This window comes from Desulfolutivibrio sulfodismutans DSM 3696 (assembly GCF_013376455.1).
Lineage (GTDB): Bacteria > Desulfobacterota > Desulfovibrionia > Desulfovibrionales > Desulfovibrionaceae > Desulfolutivibrio > Desulfolutivibrio sulfodismutans.
In genome coordinates, this window is record NZ_CP045504.1 from 338,919 (window position 1) to 356,683 (window position 17,765).

The 17,765-nt window shown below is 62.1% G+C and carries 23 protein-coding genes; 17 read left to right on the plus strand and 6 right to left on the minus strand.

Annotated features, from left to right (window positions below; translation table 11 throughout):
- Positions 1 to 4: 4 nt before the first annotated feature.
- From GD606_RS01480 to GD606_RS01500, 5 genes are read left to right on the plus strand one after another with little or no spacing between them, the layout of a single operon-like run.
- Positions 5 to 760, plus strand: a complete 756-nt coding sequence (locus GD606_RS01480) for a response regulator (RefSeq protein WP_163300396.1) — start codon at positions 5 to 7, stop codon at positions 758 to 760.
- Positions 757 to 1,332, plus strand: a complete 576-nt coding sequence (locus GD606_RS01485; RefSeq protein ID WP_163300397.1) for a TlpA family protein disulfide reductase — start codon at positions 757 to 759, stop codon at positions 1,330 to 1,332. Before GD606_RS01480 ends, GD606_RS01485 begins: the two co-directional genes overlap by 4 nt.
- On the plus strand, positions 1,329 to 3,098 hold the full coding sequence (locus GD606_RS01490; RefSeq protein WP_163300398.1) for a rhodanese-like domain-containing protein: 1,770 nt from the start codon (positions 1,329 to 1,331) through the stop codon (positions 3,096 to 3,098). The genes GD606_RS01485 and GD606_RS01490 overlap by 4 nt, the downstream gene beginning before the upstream one ends.
- Positions 3,095 to 3,574 (plus strand): MauE/DoxX family redox-associated membrane protein, encoded by a 480-nt coding sequence (locus GD606_RS01495; protein WP_163300399.1) that lies wholly within the window; start codon positions 3,095 to 3,097, stop codon positions 3,572 to 3,574. Before GD606_RS01490 ends, GD606_RS01495 begins: the two co-directional genes overlap by 4 nt.
- Complete coding sequence (locus tag GD606_RS01500) at positions 3,574 to 3,900, plus strand: hypothetical protein (RefSeq protein ID WP_163300400.1); 327 nt, start codon at positions 3,574 to 3,576, stop codon at positions 3,898 to 3,900. Before GD606_RS01495 ends, GD606_RS01500 begins: the two co-directional genes overlap by 1 nt.
- A 22-nt stretch (positions 3,901 to 3,922) precedes the next feature.
- Here the strand turns inward: GD606_RS01500 and GD606_RS01505 are convergent, their stop codons facing one another.
- The gene (locus GD606_RS01505) at positions 3,923 to 4,480 is read right to left on the minus strand and encodes a TlpA family protein disulfide reductase (RefSeq protein ID WP_163300401.1); all 558 of its coding nucleotides are present in this window, start codon (positions 4,478 to 4,480) and stop codon (positions 3,923 to 3,925) included.
- A 351-nt stretch (positions 4,481 to 4,831) separates the two neighbouring features.
- On the opposite strand from GD606_RS01505, the gene GD606_RS01510 reads away from it, so the two are divergent.
- The 8 genes from GD606_RS01510 to GD606_RS01545 all read left to right on the plus strand — a co-directional run bounded on the left by GD606_RS01510 (position 4,832) and on the right by GD606_RS01545 (position 10,721).
- Positions 4,832 to 5,131, plus strand: coding sequence for a hypothetical protein (locus tag GD606_RS01510; protein ID WP_163300402.1), 300 nt, complete (start codon positions 4,832 to 4,834; stop codon positions 5,129 to 5,131).
- Positions 5,132 to 5,207: 76 nt separating this feature from the next.
- Entirely contained in the window at positions 5,208 to 5,546 is a 339-nt protein-coding gene (locus tag GD606_RS01515) for a hypothetical protein (protein ID WP_163300403.1), read from the plus strand.
- Positions 5,547 to 5,894: 348 nt separating this feature from the next.
- Positions 5,895 to 6,173, plus strand: a complete 279-nt coding sequence (locus GD606_RS01520) for a hypothetical protein (RefSeq protein ID WP_163300404.1) — start codon at positions 5,895 to 5,897, stop codon at positions 6,171 to 6,173.
- Positions 6,174 to 6,257: 84 nt separating this feature from the next.
- Positions 6,258 to 6,461: a hypothetical protein gene (locus GD606_RS01525; protein ID WP_163300405.1), complete on the plus strand. Its 204-nt coding sequence runs from the start codon at positions 6,258 to 6,260 to the stop codon at positions 6,459 to 6,461.
- A 94-nt stretch (positions 6,462 to 6,555) separates the two neighbouring features.
- Positions 6,556 to 7,650 (plus strand): acyltransferase family protein, encoded by a 1,095-nt coding sequence (locus tag GD606_RS01530; RefSeq protein WP_163300406.1) that lies wholly within the window; start codon positions 6,556 to 6,558, stop codon positions 7,648 to 7,650.
- A gap of 476 nt (positions 7,651 to 8,126) precedes the next feature.
- The gene (locus GD606_RS01535; protein ID WP_163300407.1) at positions 8,127 to 8,540 is read left to right on the plus strand and encodes a response regulator; all 414 of its coding nucleotides are present in this window, start codon (positions 8,127 to 8,129) and stop codon (positions 8,538 to 8,540) included.
- Between the two features lie 239 nt (positions 8,541 to 8,779).
- Entirely contained in the window at positions 8,780 to 9,547 is a 768-nt protein-coding gene (locus GD606_RS01540) for an ABC transporter ATP-binding protein (protein WP_163300408.1), read from the plus strand.
- A gap of 16 nt (positions 9,548 to 9,563) precedes the next feature.
- The gene (locus GD606_RS01545; protein ID WP_163300409.1) at positions 9,564 to 10,721 is read left to right on the plus strand and encodes a SufB/SufD family protein; all 1,158 of its coding nucleotides are present in this window, start codon (positions 9,564 to 9,566) and stop codon (positions 10,719 to 10,721) included.
- Between the two features lie 95 nt (positions 10,722 to 10,816).
- On the opposite strand, the gene GD606_RS01550 is transcribed toward GD606_RS01545, so the two are convergent.
- The 4 genes from GD606_RS01550 to GD606_RS01565 are packed head-to-tail and all read right to left on the minus strand — an operon-like array spanning position 10,817 to position 13,086.
- Entirely contained in the window at positions 10,817 to 11,299 is a 483-nt protein-coding gene (locus GD606_RS01550) for a hypothetical protein (RefSeq protein WP_163300410.1), read from the minus strand.
- 13 nt (positions 11,300 to 11,312) lie between these two features.
- Positions 11,313 to 12,119, minus strand: coding sequence for a J domain-containing protein (locus GD606_RS01555; protein ID WP_163300411.1), 807 nt, complete (start codon positions 12,117 to 12,119; stop codon positions 11,313 to 11,315).
- Complete coding sequence (locus tag GD606_RS01560) at positions 12,109 to 12,663, minus strand: YkgJ family cysteine cluster protein (RefSeq protein WP_163300412.1); 555 nt, start codon at positions 12,661 to 12,663, stop codon at positions 12,109 to 12,111. Before GD606_RS01560 ends, GD606_RS01555 begins: the two co-directional genes overlap by 11 nt.
- A 9-nt stretch (positions 12,664 to 12,672) precedes the next feature.
- Positions 12,673 to 13,086, minus strand: a complete 414-nt coding sequence (locus GD606_RS01565; RefSeq protein WP_163300413.1) for a CoA-binding protein — start codon at positions 13,084 to 13,086, stop codon at positions 12,673 to 12,675.
- 89 nt (positions 13,087 to 13,175) lie between these two features.
- Here GD606_RS01565 and mqnC point away from each other — a divergent pair, with 89 nt between their 5' ends.
- Positions 13,176 to 14,240: a cyclic dehypoxanthinyl futalosine synthase gene (mqnC, locus tag GD606_RS01570; protein ID WP_163300414.1), complete on the plus strand. Its 1,065-nt coding sequence runs from the start codon at positions 13,176 to 13,178 to the stop codon at positions 14,238 to 14,240.
- On the opposite strand, the gene GD606_RS01575 is transcribed toward mqnC, so the two are convergent.
- Positions 14,237 to 15,127: a DMT family transporter gene (locus tag GD606_RS01575; protein WP_163300415.1), complete on the minus strand. Its 891-nt coding sequence runs from the start codon at positions 15,125 to 15,127 to the stop codon at positions 14,237 to 14,239. The genes mqnC and GD606_RS01575 overlap by 4 nt on opposite strands.
- Before the next feature lie 117 nt (positions 15,128 to 15,244).
- Here GD606_RS01575 and GD606_RS01580 point away from each other — a divergent pair, with 117 nt between their 5' ends.
- From GD606_RS01580 to GD606_RS01590, 3 genes are all read left to right on the plus strand, one after another.
- Positions 15,245 to 16,468 carry a M24 family metallopeptidase gene (locus GD606_RS01580; protein WP_163300416.1) on the plus strand — a complete coding sequence of 408 codons (1,224 nt, stop codon included), beginning with the start codon at positions 15,245 to 15,247 and terminating at the stop codon, positions 16,466 to 16,468.
- A 210-nt stretch (positions 16,469 to 16,678) separates the two neighbouring features.
- Positions 16,679 to 17,158: an HIT family protein gene (locus tag GD606_RS01585; RefSeq protein ID WP_246299052.1), complete on the plus strand. Its 480-nt coding sequence runs from the start codon at positions 16,679 to 16,681 to the stop codon at positions 17,156 to 17,158.
- An 84-nt stretch (positions 17,159 to 17,242) separates the two neighbouring features.
- Positions 17,243 to 17,731: a LapA family protein gene (locus tag GD606_RS01590; RefSeq protein WP_163300418.1), complete on the plus strand. Its 489-nt coding sequence runs from the start codon at positions 17,243 to 17,245 to the stop codon at positions 17,729 to 17,731.
- The last annotated feature ends 34 nt before the right edge of the window (positions 17,732 to 17,765 follow it).

A 17,765-nucleotide genomic window follows, 5' to 3' on the forward strand; every position in this document is an offset into this window, starting at 1 on the left:
ACAGATGCGACGGATTTTGGTCATTGACGACGAAAAGCCGACCTTGTCCATGTTTTCGCTCTACCTTGAGGCCTACGGCTTCGAGCCGCTGACGGCCGAGACAGGGGAGCGGGGGCTGGAAATCTTTCGCGAACACCACCCGTCCATCGTGCTGACGGATATCAAAATGCCGGGCATGGGCGGGCTGGCGGTGCTCAAACAGATCAAGGAGGAGAGTCCGGACACCGAGGTCATCGTCATCACCGGCCATGGCGACATCGATCTGGCGCTCAAGGCCTTAAATCTCAACGCCACGGATTTCATCGACAAGCCCATTCGCCAGGAGGCCTTGGAATCGGCCCTGCGCCGGGCCGAGGAGCGGCTGGCGACCCTGCGCAACAAGGATGAGGAGATTGCCGTGCGCGAAGTGGGGGGCGTGGCCGCCATCGACATCCGGGGCAACCTCACCTCGCGTTCCGAACCGTATCTGCTCAAGGCCTACAAGGAGGCCTCCGGTCCCCAGGGGACACGTCCGCTGCTTTTGCATTTCGAACAAAGCGCCTCCATCAACGGGGCCGGGATCGCGGTATTGACCCAGCTTCTCCTGGAGAGCGACAAACTCGGGCAACCCGTGGCCATCTCCGGTCCCTCGGAGAATTTCACCAAGGTTTTTGAGATCGTGGGCATCACCAAGTTTGTGGACATCTTCGAGACCGAGGAGGCGGCCGTGGCCATGCTGCAAGGCAAGGCACGCGGTTTAACGACAGAGGGAGCGCCATGACCGGAGGCTGGAAGTGTTGGACGCGGCGCCCCTGGGCCTTGGCGATCCTGTGGGGCGCGGCGGCCGTCATGTGGGCAGGCGTGGCGGCGGCCGAATTGCCCGGGGTGGGGGACACGTTGCCGACGTTCACCCTGCCGACGCCGGGATCGGCCGAGGACCGGGCCGCGCTCGGGCTGGCGGACAGTCCGACATTCGCACTCGGCGATATGGATGCCCAATGCGTCCTTTTCGAGGTCATCGGCGTGTACTGTGTGGAATGCCACAAGCAGGCCCCGATTTTCAGCAGGCTGCATGCCCGGCTGGCCAAGGATGAGCAATTGGCCGGGCGGGTGAAGATGCTGGCCATGGCCGCCGGGGCCACGGAAAAGGAAGTGGAGTATCTGCGGGCCAAGGGAAATTATCCGTTTGTCGTGGTCAACGATCCGGACTATGTCGCCCATAAAATCCTTGGCGAACCGAAAACTCCCTTCACCATGATCGTGACCCGGGAGGGCAAGGTGGTTTTTGCCCATCTGGGCGTGATCGCGGACACGGCAGCCCTGTTCCGCGAGTTCGAGAAACTGTGTCGATGAGCAAGGAAGCCGATTCCACTTCCACCGTACAGCCGCTTTTCTGCCGGGATCCGGACGCCGATCCGACGGGAACCCTTGCCCGCCGACTGTTTCAACTGCAGACCCTCAACGAGGCCTCCTTTGAATTGAGCCGTCTGGCCTCGGCGGATGAGATCGCGGACTCCTTTTTGTTGACGGCCATGGGCGCGCTTGGCGCGGTGCAGGGTTTCGTTCTGGTCATCAGCGCCGCCGGGAGTCGGCGGGTTCTTTCCGTCCGGGGTTTTCCCGAGGCCGAGACGGAAGGTCTGCGCGGCGATCCTGATCAAATCATGCAGACCTACTGCTCCGCCGTCAAAACGGGACAGCCTGCCCCCCCGTCGCGTCCGCATATTCTTTTCGCCGGAAGAGGCGGCGGCCCGACGCTTTTCCCCTCAGGCACCGCGATGTTGGTCAAGTGGGTCTTGGATGAGGAATGCGGTTTTGTCGGTCTTGGGGCGAAACTCAAGGATACCTACACCGGCGATGATCGCGACTTTCTCATTTCGCTGACGACCACCTTTCAGCATTTTCTGGGAAGGGCGTCGTTTGTCGAGGAAATCCAACGCCTTAACGACGACCTGCAGGCCGGAAATGCGGAATTGCAGGAGTCCCTGGCCGCCTCTCGCCGCCTGGGAACGGAACTCGACCGCCGCGTCTACCACCTGAAGTCCGTCAACGACACGGTCAATGAATTGAGCGGCCTGCTCGATTCCGGCGAGCTCATGCAGCGTTATTTGCTGCTGGCCATGGGGGCGGTGAGCGCTGCCCGGGGATATCTGGCGCTGTTTTCGCCGCCCGGAGATCAACGGCGGCTGGTCTGCCGGGGAATGGAGGAATCGTCCCTGGCCGAGGCCAGCGGGGCACGCATCAGCCGTCTGGTGACCAGGATGCTCTTTTCGGGCGGCCGGGGGGCCGGAAGCGTCGGCCTGCGCCTGGGGTTGGCCGAGGATGCGGACATCCTGTCCCAGGCCGGGCTGCCGACGGACATGCCCGGGGTATGGTTCGTGGTGGACGACACCCGGTTCGGGTTCCTGGGACTGGGGGAGCGTCTGTCGGCCACGGCCTTCGACCCCCTGGAAGGCGACTTTCTTTTGACTGCCACCGGCGCGTTCACCATTTTTTTACGAAATGCCGGGCTCTACGAAGAAAAAAATCGTCTCATCGACACGCTGGCCTCCCAGAACCGGGAGCTTCAGGAAACCCTGGACTGCCTGACGCGTTCCCGGCAGGAGGTCGATGTTCTCAAGGCGGCCAAGCAGCGGATCACGGAGCTTGTTCGTTGCGAGATGGACCGGGTGGGACGGGTGTCGGTCATGGATTTCGTGCTCATCCTGTGCGTGTCGCTGGCCATCGGCATCCTGTTCAATTCCGCCAATCCAAGCGGCGTCAGCCTGTGGCCTGCCGGTTGGAGCCGACCCGCCATCCAGGCAGTGGATCCCTCCCTGGCCCGGTCCCGGCTGGAGCAGGGCGGAATGATCATCGTGGACGCCAGACCCCGGGAGTTTTTCGAGCAAAAACACATCCCTGGGGCGGTGAACCTTCCCCTGTCCCTGTTCGACTTCGTGTACGGCATGGAGATGGCCGACCTGGATCCCGCCAGGGAGGTTGTGGTGTATGGGGGCAACATCAGCCGCCGCTATGACGATGACGTGGCCGCACTGTTGATCGAACGGGGGCACGAGGACGTGAAACTGTTGTCCGGCGGCCTCGACGCCTGGGAAAAACGCGGATTCCCGGTTACGCCATGAGCGCATTTGACAGACAATACCTGTGCCGCCTGCATGCCTGGCTGGCCCTGGCCTTCCGGCTCTACATCGGAGGCCTGTTCATCTATGCCAGCATCTACAAGATCAATTATCCCGCCGAGTTTGCCGAAACCATCGCCTCCTACCAGGTGGTGCCCTATTTCCTGGTCAATATCACGGCCGTGGTTCTGCCCTGGATCGAGCTCATTACCGGAACCCTGCTCCTGGCCGGGATTCGGCCCCGGGCCGCCACGGCCATCCTGGGCGGACTGCTGGTCCTTTTTACCCTGGCCATCGCCTGGGTGCTTTTCCAAGGCGTGCCCATCGGATGCGGCTGCTTTCACACCATTGAGGATCCCATCTCCTGGAAGACCCTGGTCCGGGATCTGGGCTGGCTGGCCATGACCGCGTACATCTTCGCCTATGACCGGCTTTTTCACCTCGAAGAACAGTTCATGATGAAAATCAAGGAATTGTAATGCGATCTTTCCCTGTGCCGTGGGTCGTGCTCCTGGTTCTCGTGATGGTCGCCTGTGGCCGCTCTTCGCCCGTATCCGGGCACTATGAGGCCTCCTACGGGGAGAGCGGCCGCGACAAAACCATTGTCTTGGAATTGCGCGAGGGGGGCCAGGGCTCCTGGACGGCGGACGGGGAGAGCATTGCCTTCAAGTGGGACGTGCGGGACGGGGAGGTTCTGTTGCACACCAAGGCCGGGGGGATCATTCGCGCCGTGGTCCGGGGCGAGGCGTTGACCACGGATCTGCCGGGGGTGGGAAAGCTGGTTTTTCGCCGTCAGGGGGCATGACATCGGCCCATTCGCGGTGTTGCTACGGCTCTCGCGGGGTCAGGAAATTGTCAAAGATGGTTCGCAGTTCCTCTTCGCTGTGCGCCCCTTGCAGCCGATCCACCACCCGCCCGTTTTGAATAAATACCAGCATGGGGATGGGGTTTAAGCCGTAGCGCTCAACACCGGCCTCCCCGACCCAGTAGACCGGAAATTCCACGCCGAACCTGTTCACCATGGGCTGCATGGCCTGCGCCCCGGCAAAATCCACGCTCACCCCGTACAGCGCCAGACCCTGGCCGTGGTAGTGTTTGTGGAGCTTGACCAAATGGGGCAATTCCGCTTTGCACGGGCCGCACCAGGAGGCCATGGCCACCAGTACGCCGCGTTCCGTCTGGGCGATGAGCGTGTCCAGGTCGCGTAAGGGTACAGGGGTCACGATGGACGGCGGCCCGGCAGAGGCAGGCGGGGCGGCGACGAGGATGGCCCACGCAAGGCCGTAGAAGACAAGCGTCGCCGCCACGGCCCGGAAATGGGCCACGGCGTGGCGCCAGTCGTCGTAACGAGACAGGGATGGAATCATGGACGTGTTTTCGTCCATCGGGGGTTGGTCATTGGCTCGAACTCGTTGGCGTTCCCCATTTCCGCCGACCAAAACGACCGGACGGCATTCGTAAACGGTCCATATTATATCATACCATTCTCCCTCGGCATGGGCAACGAAGAACACCGGTGCATGGGGACGCCGCTGGCGGTAACATTTGGGGGGAGCGGCCCCGGCGCGGGACACAGCGGTTTCCTTCACGGGGGGACAGCTTTTATTTTCAATATGTTGGCCCTTGGTTGTGAAAGAATGCAACCTCTTGTAGGATCACAGGGCGTCGGAGCGGCAGCCTCGCCCAGCGCCGACGTTTTTTATGGGAGGGCGTGGGCCGTTTTTCCCGTCATGAAAATGAAAACATCACGCGGCATCCTGGGCGACATGTGCCTGTGGGTTTCCATCCTGGTCATTTACGGTCTTTTGGGATACAGGATATACGTCAGGTATTCCGAAGGGATCTGGCTGGACTGGACCGTGGGCAACGCTCTCCCCGATTCCATGGTCATGACCGTCATCGGCATGCGGCCGTCGATCCTCAAAACCATGGTGATCTGGCTTTTGTCCCAGGATGTTCTTTTGTACATGCTGCCGTTTCCGATCATTCTGGCCGTGTTGGACCGCTGGCCGGGAGGGGATGACCGGGATGCATGACTCACGGTGAGGCCGTGCGGTTTTGGCCGGAAGGTGCGTTTTGGTTTGGAGAGAGCAGGGATCAAGAGGTGTAGCCGTGATTCGATTTTTTTTTGCGGTTGTTCTGGCTGTCGTGGGCATTTTGCATGGTAGTTTTGGTCTTGCCGGGGAAAAGATCGAGACGGCGGTCATTCCGATAACCGTTTTCCTGGATCAAGGCAGTCGGGCCTTTTGCGCCGAGGTGCGGTCGACGCCGGGAGATCGGATGTTTGTGGTGTGCGACGACGCCACGAGCAAAAAGGTGATGGAAGAGCTTTTTGCCTTGGGAAAAAAGGGGGAGGCCTGCACCGTGGTCGGCGAGGTCGTCGGCCGTGCCGGAGATATCGACCGCCTGGTGGTCAGCCAACTCCGCCCAGCGGCCAAGGGAAATCCCTAACGTCGCGTTCCCTTTATGATGCGATAAATCTAGAAAAAGTCATTATTTCAAGTTGTTATAAAAAATTTGCCTGCGCCGTTTCGAGTATACGAGACGAGACTCCTCCCGGGCCAAGCGTGGGGCGTCGTGCCTGGGGAGCCTAGAGCGTCCGGGGCGCCCGGAGTGGATGCCGCGTCCGCCTTGTCCCCGCGTTTTTTCGTTGTCGCCCGGGATGGACGGCAATGAGCCGCCTGCCGGGTGATGGGCGCCGACACGGCCGATGGAGGCGTGTGGTGGGCTCATCCGGTGTTCCCGGCCATCCCCCGGGGAGCGCCCGCCGGAGGAAAACTGCGCCAAATGGAGGTGCGTATGGATTCCATGAAGGCCGTTTTGCCGGACATGATCAACGCCCGGGTGGAAGATCTTTACAATGCACAGCTTTCCGATGAAGAAGTCCTGGCCCACATGGCGGACATGCAACGCAAAGCCGAGCATCTGCTGGAGCTTGCCTCCGAGGAAAACCGGGAATCGGCGGCGCTTGTGCTGCAGGAACTGATCGAATTGTCGCATCGCGTCCGGCGAAGCTATGTGGACATGTCGTACCGCCAGGGACTGCGCGACGGCTTCCAACTGCAGACAGACCTGTAAGCCGCGTGTCGCCCCGTCGGCACGGGATAGGGCGCATGAAATTTCAACCGGAGGGAGGCCCGTCCTCCCCGTTTCGAGAGAGCTATGGCCGCCAAGGATCTCCAAGAGGTCGAGCATTGCGTCTATATGATCGATCTGGTCATTCGGGAAATCGTCAACTCCCCGAAGATCGCGGATAAACAGTACGCCATGGACAAGATCGTGGACAGTTTTCGGGATATCTTGCGCCATGAAGGATATTCCGTCACCTCCCCGGGCCTGAAGAAAAAACTCGTCTATCATGAGTGACTGCGACGGGAGCCCGCCACGCGCCCCGGCTTCCGGCTCCACGATTCGGCCTTTCCCCATCCCTGATCCCAATTCCTCCAAAGGAGTACACCGTTTGAACACGGCACGACAGACTTCCTGGGCCCTCGGACCGGCCCTCGATCCCATTGACGGGGACGTTTCCAAACGCATCGACGTGTTGCGCCTGATCCTCATCGCCCTGGTCGTCATCGGGCATGGCTACCGCGTCCTCTCCGCCCTGGTTCCCGACCAAAGTCCAGGCATGCGCATAGTCATGGACATCTTCAACAACAACGTCACCCATGCCGCCATACCGCTGTTTTTCGGCATCTCCGGCTATCTGTTTATGCGGAAGTTCGATCTTTCCATGGACGCCTATGTCTCCATGTGTCGCAAAAAACTCTTTTCCATACTGGTTCCCTACATCCTTTTCAATCTGATCTGGGTCTTGTGGCTGTATTTTGTGGGCAGCATCGAGATGTTCGGCTCCAAGACCTTTTTATTGCAAGAGGGGATTGTCACCAAGCTGTTGGGGATCGGCACGGTTCCGGTCAACTATCCCCTCTGGTTTTTGCGGGATCTCTTGATCGTGTTCATCCTAAGTCCCATTCTGCTGGTTTTTTACAAGGAAGCCCCCCTGATTGGGGTGGTCACCTTTTTTTCCCTGTGGGTGCTCCTGGCGCCGGAGACCTCCTATTCGCTTATTGGGAATATGTTTGCGTTCTACGCCGGTGGGCTCGTGTCCCGGTATAACGTCAACCTGCGTGATTCCGGCCCCCTGGACAAATATGTCTTCCCGGGATTTCTGGCATCAACGGTGATTCTCATTTTTCATGCGGAACTCGGCATGAAGCATGATATCTATATGCTGCTTTTTAAATGCAACATGCTTTTCGGGGTGGTCTTTTTTTGGTGCCTTTCCAGGTATTCCTTTATGAAGAACAGCAAGTTCCTGCATATCGGGGCTACCTACAGTTTTTTCATTTATCTGACGCACGAGCCGACCCTCTCCTGGTTTCAGACGAATATCCTGTCCGTCTACCAGCCGCACGGCAGCCTATCCCAAATCGTCTATTTTTTTGGGTCCGGCATCGCGACCATGCTGCTGCTGGGAAGCATCGGGGCCATTCTGTCCCGCATCATACCCGGGACGTATGCCGTGGCCACGGGAGCCCGGAGGCGGCGCTGACAGGAAACCCCGGGGAGGTCCGTCGCTGTGGGCGTCCCTTCACGGCCGCGAGACGTTCGTTTTGTAATAAAGAGGGAGTGGCTATCGTCTTTTTGTTGGAATTCGTGTATGCGAATTTCATGCGGCATGGGCCGTGCCCAGGCCACGGGGGAAGGAGCTGGCGGTAGGGCGGCCACGGTGTCGACAGCCGCCGGGGAGAAGGGGAAGGCTGCGGGAGAGGGGTTTTCCAGTAAAATGATTCCGATTTTTCCGCAAGAATGCGCCTGATGGCCTGTTTTTCGCCCCGGTGACAAAAAACATGCATTTATGTTTCGCCGCTTTGTCCTGACCTCGCGCCTTGCCCGGGCGGCGGGGCGTCGGAGGCTGGCTGGACGGCATGATTCATGCTGTCATACATTTCTCGGGAGGGTCTGACTGCGCGAGTCATTCATCTGATGAAGGCCGCCCCCCGGAGACCCTTTTTTAAGGACGATGACATGTTGACCTCTGTGGCGAGTTCCGAACAATGCTGTATCCGGAATCTTCGCATTCTCGTGGTGGAGGATGATCCCAACCACCGCAAGCTGGCCCGTCAGGTTTTGGAGGACAATGGGCATGAGGTGCTTTCCGCCGATGACGGCGAGGAGGCCTTGGCCCTTTTGCTCATCCACGACTTCGACGTGGTGATCTTGGATATGCGCATGCCCGGCATGGACGGGCGGGAATTCATCCGCCGGGTTCGCACCTGTGGCCGGGAATTTGCCGACATCCCCATCATCGTCATGACCGGTTACGGCATCAGCCAGCACCGGGAGCTTTTTCAGCGCTACCACATCCGCGACTATCTGGACAAACCCTACGACTGCGACAATCTCCTGGACCGGGTGGGAAATTACCAGGCCCGGGCCTGATGGGCCGTCCTGGCTGCACCCCCCGCCAAGCCGTCCGTCACTCATATTTCCTATGAAATAGCTCTGATTTTTTCGTCAGGAGGCCGTTCGGCCAGGGGCGCGGCATGCTGGGGCCCGAACCCCGCGCGTCGTGGGCAGGGCGTATGGACTTTGCCTGCGAAGTTCCGTAAACATTTCAGTTTGCGCGCCGGACGGTAGAGATCGCCCCGGCGGGACATGGAGAGCCAGCGAGGACGCACATGCTCATCATCGAAGACCTGCACGTGAAGATCGGCGAACGCGAGGTGCTCAAGGGCATCAACCTGGAAATCGCCGACAACGAGACCTTCATTTTGTTCGGCCCCAACGGGTCCGGAAAAACCACCCTGCTCATGACGCTCATGGGCTTTGGCAACTACGAGATCACCAAGGGGCGCATCCTGTTTCGCGACCAGGACATCACCCACGCCGCCATTTATGACCGGGCCAAGCTGGGCATCGGCATGTCCTTCCAGCGGCCGCCCACCATCCACGGCTTGAAAACCCGCCATCTGGTGTCCATGTGCGGCCAGGGCCGCGAGGTTCCGGTGGAGGATCTGGCCCGGCGGGTGAACATGGAGACCTTCCTGGACCGGGACATCAATTCCGGGTTCTCCGGCGGCGAGATCAAGCGTTCGGAGCTGTTGCAGCTTATGGCCCAACAGCCGCACCTGCTGCTCTTCGACGAGCCGGAATCGGGCGTGGATCTGGAGAACATGAAGCTCATCGGCACCACCGTGCGCGAGCTTTTGACCGGCGCGGCCGCTCCCCAGCCGGACAAAAGCATGAAGGAGCTCAAGGAACTCAAGGCCCGCCGCCGCACCTCGGGGTTGATCATCACCCATACCGGCTACATCCTGGAATACATCAACGCCGACCGGGGCCAGGTGCTCTACGACGGCCACCTGTGCTGCGAGGCCAATCCCCGGGACATCCTGGACCACATCAGCAAGTACGGCTACCAGGAATGCGTGCGCTGCCTGAAATAAGACGCGGAGTCCGATCATGAAAGACATCAATCTCGACGCCTTCACCTTCAGCGGCATGAACCGGGGGGAGATTCCCGATCTGACCTCCCTGGACGCCGCCGACAAGACCGAGATGCTCATGTCCGGCGTGGATGTGAGCGGCAAGGGCCGCAGCGGCACCTACCTCCAGATCGACCACGGCAAGGTGCATTGCCGGGCCTCCCAGCCCGGGGTGGAGATCCTGGACATCAAGGAGGCCCTGGCCAAGTACGACGGCCTGCCGGACTACTTCTGGACCCAGGTGGACAAGGACAAGGACGAATACACCCGGGCCGCAGCCGAGAACCTGCACGGCGGCTATTTCATCCGCACCGAGAAAGGGGCCAAGATCGCCGATCCGGTCCAGTCCTGTCTGTTCCTCAAAAGCGACATGGTGGGCCAAAACGTCCACAACGTGGTCATCGTGGAGGAGGACTCGGAACTGCACATCATCACCGGCTGTTCCGTGGCCCACGGCTCCAAGGGCGCGGCGCACCTGGGCATCTCCGAATTTTTCGTGAAAAAAAACGCCAAGCTGACCTTCACCATGATCCACAACTGGGCCGAGACCACGGTGGTCAGGCCGCGCACCGGCGGCATTGTGGAAGAGGGCGGCGTTTTTCTCAACAACTACGTGCTGTTAAAGCCTGTTCACGATCTGCAAAGCTACCCCGCCATCACCCTGGCCGGACGCGGGGCCGTGGCCCGCTTCAACTCGGTCATCGTGGCCCCGACGGGCTCCAAGGTGGATTCGGGCAGCAAGATCCTCTTAAACGCCCCCGATACCCGGGGCGAGATCATCTCCCGGACCATCGCCTCCGGCGGGACCATCATCGCCCGGGGCTACATCGGCGGGCACAGCGTCCCGGCCCGGGGCCATCTGGAGTGCAAGGGGCTGATCCTGGGCGGCGGGATCATCCACGCCATTCCCGAGCTTTTGGGCGCACGCGACGGCGTGGAGTTGTCCCACGAGGCCGCCGTGGGCAAGATCGCCCAGGAGGAAATCGAATACCTCATGGCCCGGGGCATGGACGAGGAGGAGGCCACCTCCACCATCGTGCGGGGATTCCTCAATGTGGACATCATGGGCCTGCCTGCGGAACTCAAGGAGGTCATCGACCGGACCATCCAGGAGACCGAGAAGGACATGTTCTAGGCTGTCGCCGACCTTCAGAAAAAGACGCGGGGCGTCCGGGAGTGCATTCCGGACGCCCCGTTTTTCATGGCGTGAAGGTCGTTTGGTCCCGCGCCCTATTTCTCGATCTCGAAATAGTCCGCCAGGTCGATGCCCGGGAACTCGAAGAGAAGCGGCGTGCAGGTGCCGCTTTGGATGACCCGCAGCACGCAGGGCAGGGCGGCCCCGGGCCGGATGCCGTACTTCTCCAGGAACCGGGGGCCGGGAGGCCAGCCGTTGACCAGAGTCATGGTCTGGACCTTGCCCGCCAGACGGCTGGCCTGGGGCGGCAGGGGGCCGACGGGCGCAAAGGCGTAGGTCACGGTCAGGCCCGGATAGGGCGGGGTGGGGACGTCTTTGTCCGGCGTCGCCGGGGAAACGGCCAGGATGGTGGCCGTTCCCGGATGGTCGGCGTAGGTGCAGGGGCCGCCCACCCGGATGCCCATGGGCTCCGGTCTCCCTTTTTCCGGGGGCGGTGAGGCGTTGGATGCGGCAAAAGCCGACGAGGCCGACAGCATGGCGGCAGTCAGGGCGACGGCGGCGGCAAAGGTTCGCTTCATGGGGTGTCCTCTTCTATTTTGAGACGATGCGCAGATACAGATCCCCTTTCCAGGGGCCGAAGCGGCGGCCCATGCCGCGAAGCCGCAGGGGACGACCCGGGAGGTAGTCGCCGGGCAGGGTCACCTCCACGGTGATGGGTTTTTGGGTGAAGACGCCGTGGCGGATGCCCACCCGGATGCGTGCGCCGGGCATGAGGCTGGCCCCGGGCACGGTCACGGTCTGCTCATCGTCGAGCTGCGAAAAAAACCAGGACTTGATGTTGCCCCACAGCCCCTTGGTCAGGTCCAGGGAAAAGGCCCGTTCCCCCCACTTGAAGGTCAACTCCTTTTTCCCAAGCGGGGTCACGCCCCGCCCGGCGCTGCGCACTTGGCGGTAGATGTCCTGGAACACCTGGCGGGCGAAGGGATCCTTGAGCAGGTCTTGCAGCACCTCCTCGCGTCGAAAATAGAATCCGGTCTGGGCGCCGGAACTTCCGGCCGCCCGGCGGTAGGCCTCCTGGCCCCGGTGTTTCTGGTAGCCGGGGCTTGGGCCCGTGGCCCCGCCCGGACGCGACTCGGGGCCGGGATCGAAGCGTTGTCCCCTGGCCTGGGGACCGTCGCCGCCCGGCGGCGGGGGGGAGGTTTCGGGGCGCTCCTGGTGGGCGTGCTTGACCAGGAGATAGGCCTCGTTGAGCTTTTGGAACCTGCGTTTGGCGGAAGGGTCGTCGGGGTTTAAGTCCGGATGCAGGGCAAAGGCCTGCCTGCGGTAGGCGGACTTGATCTCCTCGATATCCGCCCGGGGGCTTACCCCCAGGATGCGGTAGCCTTCGTCAAGCCGCATGGGGGGCGGTTCCCGCAGGTTTCGCCATGGCGTCGGCATCCGTATCGTTCATGACCAGGGCCTCGGGGGTGTCGGCCTCGCGGCGTTTGTCGGCGCATTTTCCTTCCGATCCTGCGGCGGCCGGGTCGCACGGCCCCGAGCAGCGGCAGATGCCCTGTTCTCGCAGATAGGCCAGGCCTTGGCGGGCGAATTCCGCATGGGGCACGTCCGGGGCGATGCCGGGACAGAAGTCCTGGGCCATCTCCCAACTGATGGCGTCGATCAGGTTGCCCCGGAAAAAGGGCCAGGCCCGGCAGATGTCGGGCCGGGCCGGATGCACGCCGCATCCCGTCCCTTCCTGAAAAAACAGGCAATAGCCGTCGGGACGGCTTTTGATCCGATGTTTGCCGCAGACCGTCGTGACGGCCCGGGCCAACAACTCCTCGCGCGAGAGGCGAAGGTGGTCGCACAGCCGGACGATGTCGGCCTCGGCAAGCACGATGCCCCCTTCGCCCTGGCAGCAATGGCCGCACAGGCGGCAGGTGAAGGCCGAATTTTCAGACATGTGGTTGCCTTACGCCAGAAGTCTTTGGTGTTCAACCATGAGGCAGCGATCCTCAACCACGGTGATCGGCCGTCCGGCCAGGATGGCCCGGGCCTCGGGGCTGGCGATCCCCGACTGCATCCAGAAGATTTTGGGCGAAACCGCCAGGGCCGCGACCTCCCGGGCATGGGCCGGGCAGTGCTCCGGGGCCCGGAACAGGTCCACGATGTCGATTGGGCCGGGAACGTCGGCCAGGGACGGATAGGCGGCAAGCCCCCAGACGGTTTTCCGCACGGGATGCACGGGATAGAGCGTCAGCCCGGCCTGGAGCAGATACCGGCCCACGCCGTCCACCGGGGAACCGGGCCGGTCCTTGGCCCCGACCACGGCCACGCTGCGGCATTGCCGCAGAAGGGCGCGCAGGGCGCTGTCATTTTCCAGCATGGCTGCTCCTTGGGTTTTCGTCCGTTTGAAAAAGGTGTATCCGCCGGGAAACGCCGCCGCGCCTTCCCGTGCGGCAAAAGGACGCCTCCATGCCACACTCCGCGCCCCCATCCGCTTCCCAGGCCGCGTCCGGCCGCCTGGACGCGTCGGCCGCCGTCCGCCTCTGGGAGGAGGCCGACGTCTTCACCCTGGGCCGCATGGCCGACGACATGCGCCGACGCCTGCACCCGGGAACCGTCGTCACCTACATCGTGGACCGCAACATCAATTATACCAACATCTGCGCCTGCGGCTGCCGGTTCTGCGCCTTTTTCACGGCCCCGGGCCAGCCCGGCGGCTACGTGCTTTCCCGGGAGGAACTGGCGGCCAAGGTCCGCGAGACCGTGGAGCTTGGCGGCTACCAGATTCTCCTGCAGGGCGGCATGCATCCTGACCTGGATCTGTCGTTTTATACCGGCATGCTGGCCTTCCTGAAGACGTCCTTTCCCCAGGTGGCCATCCATGGCTTCTCGCCTCCGGAGATCGTCTATTGGGCCAAAAAAGAAAAGAAATCCATAGCCTGGATCATCGACGAACTCAAGGCGGCCGGGCTCGATTCCATACCCGGCGGCGGCGCGGAGATTTTGGTCGACGCCGTGCGGTCCAAGGTTTCGCCCAACAAGTGTCCGGCCAGCGAATGGCTGGAGGTCATGGCCACGGCCCACGGCCTGGGGCTGCGCACCACGGCCACCATGATGTTCGGCATGGGCGAGACCATCGAAGACCGTATCGAGCACCTGGAAAAAATCCGCGTCCTCCAGGATGCGACCGGCGGATTCACGGCGTTTATTCCCTGGACCTTCCAACCCGCCAACACCAATCTGCCCGCCCCGGAGCTGTCCTCCTGGGAATATCTCCGTTTCCTGGCCCTAAGCCGCCTTTTCCTGGACAACATCCCGAACATCCAGGCCTCCTGGGTCACCCAGGGCCCCAAAATCGGCCAGTTGGCCCTTTTTTGGGGGGCCAACGACTTCGGTTCCACCATGATCGAGGAAAATGTGGTGGCTGCCGCCGGGGTCAGCTTCCGGTTGCCCGAGGACGAGCTGCGGCGGCTGGTGCATACGGCAGGATTCACCCCTATGCGCCGCAACATGGACTACAGCCCCCGGGATTAGGACGGCTTCGCCCTCTCCCCGACCGACGTGGTCAGAAAAACCCCGGCCAGCACGATGCCAGCGGCGGCGTACTGGACGGGGGTCAGGCGTTCGCCAAGGACCAGCCAGGAAAAAAGCAGGGTGAACACGGGGATGAGGTTTATAAATACCGAGGCCTTGGCCGCCGGTATCTGGCTGACGCCGTAATTGTAGAGTCCGTAGGCCACGAAGGTGACCCCAAGCCCCAGAAAGACCACGGCCAGGGTGGGAATCAGCGGGAAGTGCTGGGGCAGGGGGATGAAAAAGAGCGTCGGGGTGAAAAAAATCGTGCCCACAAAGGATTGCACGGCCGTGAGAAAAAGCGGCTTGTGACGCGCGGAAAGCTTTTTTAAGGTGATGATGTAGCCCACGGCGCAGCACATGGCCAAAAATTCCAGGAAATTGCCCAGAGCCGGGGCCGGGGCCGATTCGGTGGTGGTCCCCATGGCGCTTAAGACCAAAACCCCGGAGACGGCCAGGATCAGGCCGAAAAGGGTGCGCCGGGTGAGGCGTTCCTTGAGCACGAGGGCGGCTGCGGCGGCCACCATGAGCGGCAGCATGGAGGTGACCATGCCTGCCTGGGAAACCTGGGTGAAGCGCAGGGCGTTGGCCTCGAAGATGAAGTAGAGGCAGGGTTCGCACAGGGCCATAAAAAGGATGGGCTTTATGTCCCGGCGGACATGGGCGAATCCGCCCATGCGCGGCAGAAGCGGTAAAAAGACCGCCGCCGCCAGGGCCATGCGCCCGAAGACTACGAGCAGGGGCGCAAAAGCGCCCATGGCCAGTTTCATGGCGATAAACGACCCGGCCCACAGGATGGTGGCCAGGGTCAGGGCCGCAAGGGCTGGCAGCGAGGCGTTTTTTGGCATGGCGCTACGTCACGGGCAGAGTCATTCGGCGGCAGTCCGCCATGTTGGCCGGAACGACCGGCGGGGAAGGCCTTATAGGCCGTTTTGCACCGATTGAACAGCGACAAGGGGGCAGGGATGTTTGAGGCTTTGGAACGGTTGCCGGTTTCGGAAATGGCCATGCGGCATGCGGCCTGCCGACAGCGCCTGGCCGAGGTCGCGCCCGAGGCCGGGGGCCTTGCGGTGTTTTCGCGCATGGGGATTTACTATCTGACGGGAACCTGGGGCAACGGCGTGTTGTGGCTGCCGCAGTCGGGCGAGCCGGTATTTTTATGCCGCAAAGGCCTTGAACGCGCCCGGCTCGAGTCGCCTTTGGGGACCATGCTGCCGTATAAGTCCTATTCGGAACTGCCGGGGCTTCTGGCCGAGGCCGGAAGCCCGCTTTCCCCGGTCGTGGCCGCCGAGATGTCGGGGCTGACCTGGGCGCTTTCGGATCTTTTGCGGGCGCGCGTGAAAGACGTGCGTTTCGTGCCCGGGGATGCGGCCCTGGCCAGGGCCATGGCCGTCAAATCCGACTGGGAGCTTGGCAAGATGCGCCTGTGCGGGGCGCGGCACGACAAGGCCCTGCAGGAGCTTCTGCCGACCATGCTGCATCCGGGCATGACCGAGCGGGAGGCCGCCCACAAGGCCTGGGAGGCCTTTTTTTCCCTGGGGCACATGGGGCACATGCGCATGAACGCCCACGGCGAGGAGATTTTTTTGGGGCATGTGGCGGCCGGGGATTCGGGCAACTATCCAAGCGTCTTCAACGGCCCGGTGGGGCTTCGCGGCGAACACCCGGCCCTGGCGCTCATGGGGTGCGCGGGGCAGGTCTGGAGGCGCGGGGAGCCGCTGACCATGGACATCGGGTTCGTGCTCGAAGGCTACCATACGGACAAGACCCAGGTGTACTGGGCGGGACCGGCCTCGGGCATCCCGGAGGAGGTCCGAAAGGCGCACGATTTCTGCATCGAGGTCCAGGCCCGTTTGGCCGAGAGCCTGCGACCCGGCGCCGTCCCGTCGGAACTGTACGCCATGGCCATGGACATGTCCCGCACGGCGGGCATGCAGGAGGGGTTCATGGGCCTTGGCGGCAACAAGGTGAACTTCCTGGGGCATGGCATCGGGCTGGCCATTGACGGCTGGCCGGTGATCGCCAAGGGCTTCGACGAGCCGCTGTGCGAGGGCATGACCCTGGCGCTGGAGCCCAAGCACGGCATCCCCGGGGTGGGCATGGTGGGGGTGGAGAACACCTTCGAGGTCACGGCGTCCGGCGGCGTATGCCTGACGGGGACGCGCTACGACATGCTGTGCGTGGAGTAGGCGGCGAAAGCGGCCCGGGCGGGCCTGGACCGGGCGGCCGGGTTCTTGCCCTTGGGCTCGTTGGCGTGTACCTTTCCGCACTGCCCGCATGTCGCCATGCGGCGGGCGCGGACTGTTCCCGGTCGGCACTCCGTCTGCGGCGCAGGCCGACGGAAAATTACGAAAAAAGGCGCACCCGTGAAAAATGAAGTTCTGTGGGCTCCCTGGCGCATGCAGTACATTCTCGGCCCCAAGGCCGACGACTGCGTTTTCTGCATTCCCACGGACACGGGCCAGGACAGGCAGCGCCTGATTCTGGCCCGGGGACCGCACACCTTCGTGATCATGAACAAATTCCCCTACAACAGCGGGCATCTCATGGTCACTCCCTACCGGCACACCAGTTGCCTGACGGAACTGACCCCGGAGGAGATGTTCGAGGTGTCGAATGGGTTGGCCTTTTGCACGGCGGCTATGAAAAAGGCCTTCAATCCCCAGGGCATAAATATCGGCTTGAACATCGGCGAGGCCGCCGGGTCGGGCATCGCGGCCCATCTGCATTTCCAGATGGTGCCCCGCTGGAACGGGGATTCGTCGTTCATGGCGGTTTTCAGCGAAACCCGGGTGGTGCCGGAACTGCTTTTGTCCACCTATGACCGGATCAAACCCCTGTTTGCGGACTATCCCCAACGCGGCGATGCGGCCTGCTGACCACGGGGGGCGGATCGTTTCTCGACGGACTTTTTCCAGCGGCCGACGGCGGCGCCGGTTGCTCAAACCAGGGAGGAAAAGACCATGCGTGTTCTGAAGGTGCTTTTGCTGATTCTCTTTTTCTTTTTCTGCATGATCTTTTTCGTGCAGAACACGGCCATCCTGTCCACGCCGCTTTTACTCAAGATGGATGTCTTCTCCCTGTCGTTCACCTCGCCCGAGGTTCCGTTCTACGTGGTGCTGCTGCTGGCCTTCGTGGTGGGCGGGATATTTAGCCTGTGCTATTTCGTGCTGGAAAAGATGCGCATGGCCGGGGTGATCAAGACCCAGGCCGCCCGCATCGCCTCCCTGGAGAAAGAGCTGGCGGCCTCCAAGAGCTATTCCGGGTTGTCCACGGGAACCGCTTCTTCGTATTCTGCCTCGACCTACGAGACGACCTCGACCCCGGGTTCGGAATCCAGCGACTCCATGTCCGGCGGGATGTCCGGCTCCGACGCGTCCGCTGAGACGCCCGATGCGTCCGATGCGTCCGATGACGCGGGGTACGCCAGGGACAAGGCGGAAGAGAAGTAGGGACGTGACAGCCCGGTCCTGGTCCGCTGCAATA

Bases quoted from the DNA above. Each gene is read 5' to 3' on its own strand.
- GD606_RS01535 (WP_163300407.1), top strand. From the start codon at position 8,127: ATGTTGACCTCTGTGGCGAGTTCCGAACAATGCTGTATCCGGAATCTT.
- GD606_RS01500 (WP_163300400.1), top strand. From the start codon at position 3,574: ATGCGATCTTTCCCTGTGCCGTGGGTCGTGCTCCTGGTTCTCGTGATG.
- GD606_RS01545 (WP_163300409.1), top strand. From the start codon at position 9,564: ATGAAAGACATCAATCTCGACGCCTTCACCTTCAGCGGCATGAACCGG.
- GD606_RS01540 (WP_163300408.1), top strand. From the start codon at position 8,780: ATGCTCATCATCGAAGACCTGCACGTGAAGATCGGCGAACGCGAGGTG.
- GD606_RS01480 (WP_163300396.1), top strand. From the start codon at position 5: ATGCGACGGATTTTGGTCATTGACGACGAAAAGCCGACCTTGTCCATG.
- GD606_RS01560 (WP_163300412.1), bottom strand. From the start codon at position 12,663: ATGTCTGAAAATTCGGCCTTCACCTGCCGCCTGTGCGGCCATTGCTGC.
- GD606_RS01510 (WP_163300402.1), top strand. From the start codon at position 4,832: ATGAAAACATCACGCGGCATCCTGGGCGACATGTGCCTGTGGGTTTCC.
- GD606_RS01520 (WP_163300404.1), top strand. From the start codon at position 5,895: ATGGATTCCATGAAGGCCGTTTTGCCGGACATGATCAACGCCCGGGTG.
- GD606_RS01495 (WP_163300399.1), top strand. From the start codon at position 3,095: ATGAGCGCATTTGACAGACAATACCTGTGCCGCCTGCATGCCTGGCTG.
- GD606_RS01505 (WP_163300401.1), bottom strand. From the start codon at position 4,480: ATGGACGAAAACACGTCCATGATTCCATCCCTGTCTCGTTACGACGAC.
- GD606_RS01590 (WP_163300418.1), top strand. From the start codon at position 17,243: ATGCGTGTTCTGAAGGTGCTTTTGCTGATTCTCTTTTTCTTTTTCTGC.
- GD606_RS01490 (WP_163300398.1), top strand. From the start codon at position 1,329: ATGAGCAAGGAAGCCGATTCCACTTCCACCGTACAGCCGCTTTTCTGC.
- GD606_RS01585 (WP_246299052.1), top strand. From the start codon at position 16,679: ATGCAGTACATTCTCGGCCCCAAGGCCGACGACTGCGTTTTCTGCATT.
- GD606_RS01565 (WP_163300413.1), bottom strand. From the start codon at position 13,086: ATGCTGGAAAATGACAGCGCCCTGCGCGCCCTTCTGCGGCAATGCCGC.
- GD606_RS01550 (WP_163300410.1), bottom strand. From the start codon at position 11,299: ATGAAGCGAACCTTTGCCGCCGCCGTCGCCCTGACTGCCGCCATGCTG.
- GD606_RS01555 (WP_163300411.1), bottom strand. From the start codon at position 12,119: ATGCGGCTTGACGAAGGCTACCGCATCCTGGGGGTAAGCCCCCGGGCG.
- GD606_RS01580 (WP_163300416.1), top strand. From the start codon at position 15,245: ATGTTTGAGGCTTTGGAACGGTTGCCGGTTTCGGAAATGGCCATGCGG.
- GD606_RS01575 (WP_163300415.1), bottom strand. From the start codon at position 15,127: ATGCCAAAAAACGCCTCGCTGCCAGCCCTTGCGGCCCTGACCCTGGCC.
- GD606_RS01485 (WP_163300397.1), top strand. From the start codon at position 757: ATGACCGGAGGCTGGAAGTGTTGGACGCGGCGCCCCTGGGCCTTGGCG.
- GD606_RS01525 (WP_163300405.1), top strand. From the start codon at position 6,258: ATGGCCGCCAAGGATCTCCAAGAGGTCGAGCATTGCGTCTATATGATC.
- mqnC (WP_163300414.1), top strand. From the start codon at position 13,176: ATGCCACACTCCGCGCCCCCATCCGCTTCCCAGGCCGCGTCCGGCCGC.